Genomic DNA, 1,112 nt, shown 5'->3' with positions numbered 1-1,112 from the left:
ACACGGGCTTCCCGAAAAAGGGCAAGCATTCGGTCGGCGTAGCGCGGCAATACTGTGGGCAACTGGGCAAACAGGATAACTGCCAAATCGCCGTGAGCCTGTCGATCGCGACGCAACGCGGCAGCCTGCCAATTGCGTGGCAGCTGTATGTGCCCAAGGAATGGATTGACGACCGGGAACGAGCGCGTCGCGCGGGCATTCCCGACGATCTCGCCTTCGAGACCAAGCCGCAGATTGCGCTGGCCCAACTCCGGGAGGCTGTAGCATCCGGCATTGCGCCGGGCATTGTGCTCGCGGATGCCGGGTACGGCGACGAAACCGCTTTCCGGGAAAGCGTAACTGAACTGGGTTTGTTGTACGCGGTAGGGATCCGGCCGGCCACCTCTGTGTGGGCACCCGGTACGGCGCCACTTCCGCCCAAGCCCTGGAGTGGGCGCTGCAAACCCCCGACATTGTTACGCCGCGCGCCCGGTCATGAACCGCTCGCAGTGAAGGAACTGGCCATGCAATTACCCGAAAACGCCTGGCAGACCGTAACCTGGCGGGAAGGTAGCAACGCAGCACTTTCCTCACGCTTTGCCGCCGTACGGGTTCGTCCCGCACATCGCGACAATTGGCGAAGTACCGTTCGCGACGAAGAATGGCTGCTTATTGAATGGCCTGATGACGATACGGAGCCACTCAAATACTTTCTCACTACCGCCCCCGAAGAGGCGACCCTGGAGCAGCTTGTGTTCGTGACCAAAATGCGCTGGCGCATCGAGCGCGACTACCAGGACCTGAAGCAGGAGTTCGGTCTCGGTCATTATGAAGGGCGAGGCTGGCGTGGCTTTCACCATCACGCCACACTGAGTATCGCAGCGTATGGGTTTCTGATGGCACAGCGACTCAGAATGCAATCAGATGAACATGGTAAAAAAAACTTCCTTGAAAGCGCGCTGCCTGCCCTTCCCTCGGATTACATCCCCCGGGGCAGTCCAGCGCGCTCAACGCCACGTTCCTGATTCGATTACTACGTTGCGTATCCTGCTTGGACAAAGGCTCATGCAACGATGGCGCTCTTCCTGTACCACAATAGAGTGCGCAACTGAGTTTTTGACACAGTAAGACTA

At 58.8% G+C, this 1,112-nt stretch carries 1 protein-coding gene; it reads left to right on the top strand.

Annotation, left to right across the window (positions count from 1 at the left end):
• Nucleotides 1–1,004: IS701 family transposase (locus BMI01S_RS37685; protein WP_042293578.1), on the top strand; the 1,004-nt coding region annotated here is incomplete at its 5' end.
• Nucleotides 1,005–1,112 lie beyond the last annotated feature (108 nt).

Origin of the sequence: Paraburkholderia mimosarum LMG 23256 = NBRC 106338, from assembly GCF_000739815.1 — a bacterium.
GTDB lineage: Bacteria > Pseudomonadota > Gammaproteobacteria > Burkholderiales > Burkholderiaceae > Paraburkholderia > Paraburkholderia mimosarum.
This window is presented reverse-complemented; position numbering and strand designations above follow the sequence as displayed.